The sequence below is a fragment of the Polaromonas sp. P1_E1_2 genome (genome assembly GCF_056406035.1).
The window spans coordinates 1-4862 of record NZ_JBFUAZ010000306.1 but is presented as its reverse complement, the minus strand read 5'-3'; the positions used below and the strand labels follow the sequence as shown (position 1 = coordinate 4862).

The window sequence follows — 4862 nt, the reverse complement described above, 5'->3', positions numbered from 1 at the left end:
CATCGAGAAATGGACCATGACCAAGACCAAGTTCGAGGCCATGGAAATCCTGAACAAGTACGACATTCCCTGCGGTCCCATCCTGTCGATGAAAGAGATCTCGGAAGAACCCGGGCTCCGCGAAACGGGCACCATTGTTGAAGTCGACCACCCCACACGCGGCAAGTACCTGACCGTGGGCAATCCGATCAAGATGTCCGACAGCACCACTGAAGTCACGCGCTCCCCCCTGCTGGGCGAGCACACCGACGAAGTGTTGACGCAACTGGGTTACGGCGCCGACTACATCGCCGAATTACGCGCCGAGCGCGTCATCTAGGTCGGGCAGCCCACGCCACCCACGCCAGCCATACAGCGAGCCACTACGCTTCATGAACCATCCCATCATTCCCATCGCCGTCATCGACGCCTCCAAGCAGCGTAAACGCCAGGCGCCCAAGGGTCGCCGCGTTGACCCGCAGGCGCTGGCCGACGTGCAACGCCTGTTGGGCTCCGAGTCGCGCAGGCCAGACTTGCTGATCGAACACCTGCACAAGATCCAGGACGAGTTCGGCCACCTGTCGGCAGCGCACCTGGCCGCGCTGGCCCAGGAGATGCGGCTGGCCCAGACCGAGGTCTATGAGGTGGCAACCTTCTATCATCACTTCGACGTGGTCAAGGAAGGTGAAGCCGCTCCAGCCGCACTCACGGTGCGGGTCTGCGATGGCCTTTCTTGCGAGATGGCTGGCGCCAGGGACCTGCTGGCCAAGCTCCCTGCCCTGCTCGGCCGCGAAGTCCGGATCATTGCCGCACCTTGCATAGGCCGCTGCGAGCAGGCGCCAGCAGTCGTGGTGGGACAAAACCCGGTACCCAATGCCAGCTGCGAGACCGTAATGGCGACCGTCGCAGCAGCAGCTGTGCAGCACGTTCCTGAGGGCTTTATCGACCTGCCCACTTACCAGTCAGCCGGTGGTTACGCTTTGCTCAAGCACTGCATTTCGGGCGAACGCGATGTCGAATCGGTTCTCAAGACCATGGAAGACTCCGGCCTTCGTGGACTGGGTGGCGCCGGCTTTCCTTCAGGCCGCAAGTGGCGCATCGTGCGTGCCGAAAAAGGCCCACGCCTGATGGCGGTGAATATCGACGAAGGCGAGCCCGGCACCTTCAAGGACCGCGTCTACCTGGAGCGTGACCCGCACCGTTTCCTCGAGGGCATGCTGATCGCCGCCTGGGCTGTCGGCATCGAGAAGGTTTACGTTTACCTGCGCGATGAATACCACGGCTGCCGCAGCATGCTGGAGGCCGAACTGGCCAGATTGCGGCTGGACCCATTGATGATCGGCATGCCGGAGATCGAATTGCGCCGTGGCGCCGGTGCCTACATCTGCGGCGAAGAGTCGGCCATGATCGAATCCATCGAAGGCAAACGCGGCATGCCCCGCCTGCGCCCCCCCTACGTCGCACAAGTGGGCTTGTTCGGCCGGCCGACGCTTGAGCACAACTTCGAGACGCTGTATTGGGTGCGCGACATCCTGGAAAAAGGCGGTGAGTGGTTCGCTTCGCACGGCCGCAACGGCCGCAAAGGCTTGCGCTCATTCTCGGTGTCCGGACGGGTCAAAGAGCCCGGCGTCAAGCTGGCGCCGGCCGGCATCACCATCCAGGAACTGATCGACGAATACTGCGGCGGCATGCTGGAAGGCCAGAAGTTTTACGCCTAYCTGCCCGGTGGCGCGTCGGGCGGCATCCTGCCGGCCACGATGAACACCATTCCGCTGGACTTCGACACGCTGCAACCCTATGGCTGCTTTATCGGCTCGGCTGCGGTGATGATCCTCTCCGACAAGGACACGGCCACTGATGCCGCGCGCAACATGATGCGTTTCTTTCACCATGAGTCCTGCGGCCAGTGCACGCCGTGCCGTGTGGGCACAGCCAAAGCAGCACACCTTATGGAACAGCCGAAGTGGGACCTCGCCCTGCTGGCAGACCTGTCCCTGGTCATGCGCGACGCATCGATCTGCGGCCTCGGCCAGGCGGCTCCCAATCCCATGGACTGCGTCATCAAGTACTTCCCACACGAGCTGGCTTGAGCACCGCGTCAACAAGACAAGAGGCACCACGATGAATGCAATTACCCGCCAGGAACTCGCCGAACTCGACGCACCGCTTGTGAGCTTCAGCCTCAACGGCCGTGAGGTCCAGGGCCGCGCCACCGAATCACTGCTCCAGGTCGCCAAGCGCGAAGGCGTGGAGATCCCGCACCTGTGCTTCAAGGAAGGCATGGAAGCTGTCGGTAACTGCCGATCGTGCATGGTTGAAATCAACGGTGAGCGCGTACTCGCTCCCTCATGCTGCCGGGCACCTGCAGCCGGCATGAAGGTCGTCACCGACAGCGAACGCGCCGTGGCCTCGCAAAAGCTGGTGCTCGAGCTGCTGCTGTCAGACATGCCCGAAAAGGAATACACCCGTAACAACGAGGTAGACCAATGGGCGGCCAAGATCGGCGTCGGCAAACCCCGTTTCAAGGCACGCCAACAGGTGCGCCAGGATGTATCGCACCCCGCCATCGCCGTGAACCTGGACGCCTGCATCCAGTGCACACGCTGCCTGCGCGCTTGCCGTGACGAGCAGGTCAATGACGTGATCGGGCTGGCCTTCCGCGGTGACCAGGCCAAGATCGTCTTCGATATGGACGACCCGATGGGTGCGTCCACCTGCGTGGCTTGCGGCGAATGCGTGCAGGCCTGCCCCACCGGCGCGTTGATGCCGGCCCGCGAGGCCGCGCTCACCGTGCCGGACAAGCAGGTCGAGTCGGTCTGCCCGTATTGCGGCGTCGGCTGCCAGCTGACCTACAACGTCAAGGACGACAAGATTCTTTTTGTGGAAGGCCGCGACGGCCCCGCCAACCACGAGCGCCTGTGCGTCAAGGGCCGCTACGGTTTTGACTACGCCCACCATCCGCAGCGCCTGACCAAGCCGCTGATTCGCCGCGAAGGCATGCCGAAAACCGGCGACTTCACGATGGACCCAGACCGCGTGATGGATGTTTTCCGCGAAGCCAGCTGGGAAGAAGCGCTGGAATTCGCCGGCGGCAAACTCGCGGCCATCCGCGACCAGCACGGCAAGAAATCGCTGGCCGGCTTTGGCTCGGCCAAGGGCAGCAACGAGGAAGCCTACCTGTTCCAGAAGCTGGTGCGCACCGGTTTCGGCAGCAACAATGTGGACCACTGCACGCGCCTGTGCCATGCGTCCTCGGTCGTCGCCCTGCTGGAAGGCATAGGCTCCGGCGCGGTATCCAACCCCGTCATGGATGTCACCAAGGCCGACGTCGTTGTGATCATCGGCGCCAACCCGACGGTGAACCACCCGGTGGCCGCCACCTGGATCAAGAACGCCGTGAAGAACGGCACCAAGCTGATCGTGATGGATCCGCGCCGCTCCGACCTCACCCGCGTGGCGCACCGCCATCTGCAGTTCAAGCCCGACACCGATGTGCCTATGCTCAACGCGATGATGAACGTCATCGTGAACGAAGGCCTGGTGGACCAGGCCTTTATCGACAGCCGCACCATCGGCTACGAAGAACTGCGCAAGAACGTCGAAGGCTACACGCCCGAATTGATGGCACCCATCTGCGGTATCGACGCCGAGACGCTGCGCTATGTCGCCCGCCTGTTCGCCACCTCCAAAGGCTCGATGATTCTGTGGGGTATGGGCGTTTCGCAGCACGTGCACGGCACTGACAACGCACGCTGCCTGATCGCCCTTTCGCTGATGACCGGCCAGATCGGCCGCCCCGGTACCGGCCTGCATCCTCTGCGCGGCCAGAACAACGTGCAGGGCGCATCCGACGCGGGCCTGATCCCCATGATGCTGCCAGACTACCAGCATGTGTCCAAGCCCGAGGTCCGCGCCAGCTTCGAGAAGGCCTGGAACGTCGCTCCCGGCTCCCTGGACGACCAGGTCGGCCTGACGGTGGTCGAAGTGATGCACGCCATCAAGAAGGGCGGCATCAAGGGGATGTATGTGCAGGGCGAGAACCCGGCCATGTCCGACCCGGACGCCAACCACGCGCGCGAAGCCCTGGCTGCGCTCGAGCACCTCGTGGTGCAGGACATCTTCCTGACCGAAACCGCCTATCTGGCGGACGTGATTTTGCCGGCCAGTGCCTTCCCGGAAAAAGACGGCAGCTTTACCAACACCGACCGCCTCGTGCAGATGGGCCGCAAGGCGATCAACCCGCCCGGCGATGCACGCCAGGACCTCTGGATCATTACGCAGATCGCCAACCGCATGGGTTGTGGCTGGCACTACAACCATGTCAGCGAAGTCTTCGACGAGATGCGCCACACCATGCCGAGCATTGGCGGCATCACCTGGGACCGGCTTGACCGCGAGCATTCGGTCACCTACCCCTGCATGAAAGAAGGCGATCCCGGCCAGTCGGTCGTGTTTGTGGATGACTTCCCCCGCGAAGGCGGCCGCGYGAAGTTCGTGCCGGCCGACATCATCCCGGCCGACGAGCGCCCGGACACCGAATATCCGATGGTGCTGATTACCGGGCGCCAGCTGGAGCATTGGCAYACCGGCAGCATGACACGGCGCGCGACGGTGCTCGATGCGATCGAGCCTGATCCTGTCGCCCTGGTACACCCACTCGACCTTGCCGCCATGGGCGGCAAGCCCGGCGACGTGGTGACCATCGAGTCACGCCGCGGCAAGGTGGAGCTGTACGCCCGCGCCGACGAAAGCTCGCCACGCGGCGCAGTTTTTGTACCTTTCTGTTACTACGAGGCAGCCATCAACAAGCTGACCAATGCCGCGCTAGACCCGTTTGCGAAGATCCCGGAGTTCAAATACTGCGCGATCCGCGTGTCGCTGGG

3 protein-coding genes are annotated in these 4862 nt (G+C 63.2%); all 3 read left to right on the top strand.

Features of this window, described 5'->3' with window-relative positions; genetic code table 11:
* Positions 1–319 (top strand): CoA transferase (locus AC1D1P_RS14290; RefSeq protein ID WP_477673443.1); only part of this gene is annotated, 319 nt, incomplete at its 5' end.
* Positions 320–371: 52 nt separating this feature from the next.
* Entirely contained in the window at positions 372–2069 is a 1698-nt protein-coding gene (locus AC1D1P_RS14285; RefSeq protein ID WP_477673442.1) for an NADH-ubiquinone oxidoreductase-F iron-sulfur binding region domain-containing protein, read from the top strand.
* Positions 2070–2100: 31 nt separating this feature from the next.
* On the top strand, positions 2101–4862 hold a 2762-nt coding region (gene fdhF / locus AC1D1P_RS14280), incomplete at its 3' end, for a formate dehydrogenase subunit alpha (protein WP_477673441.1).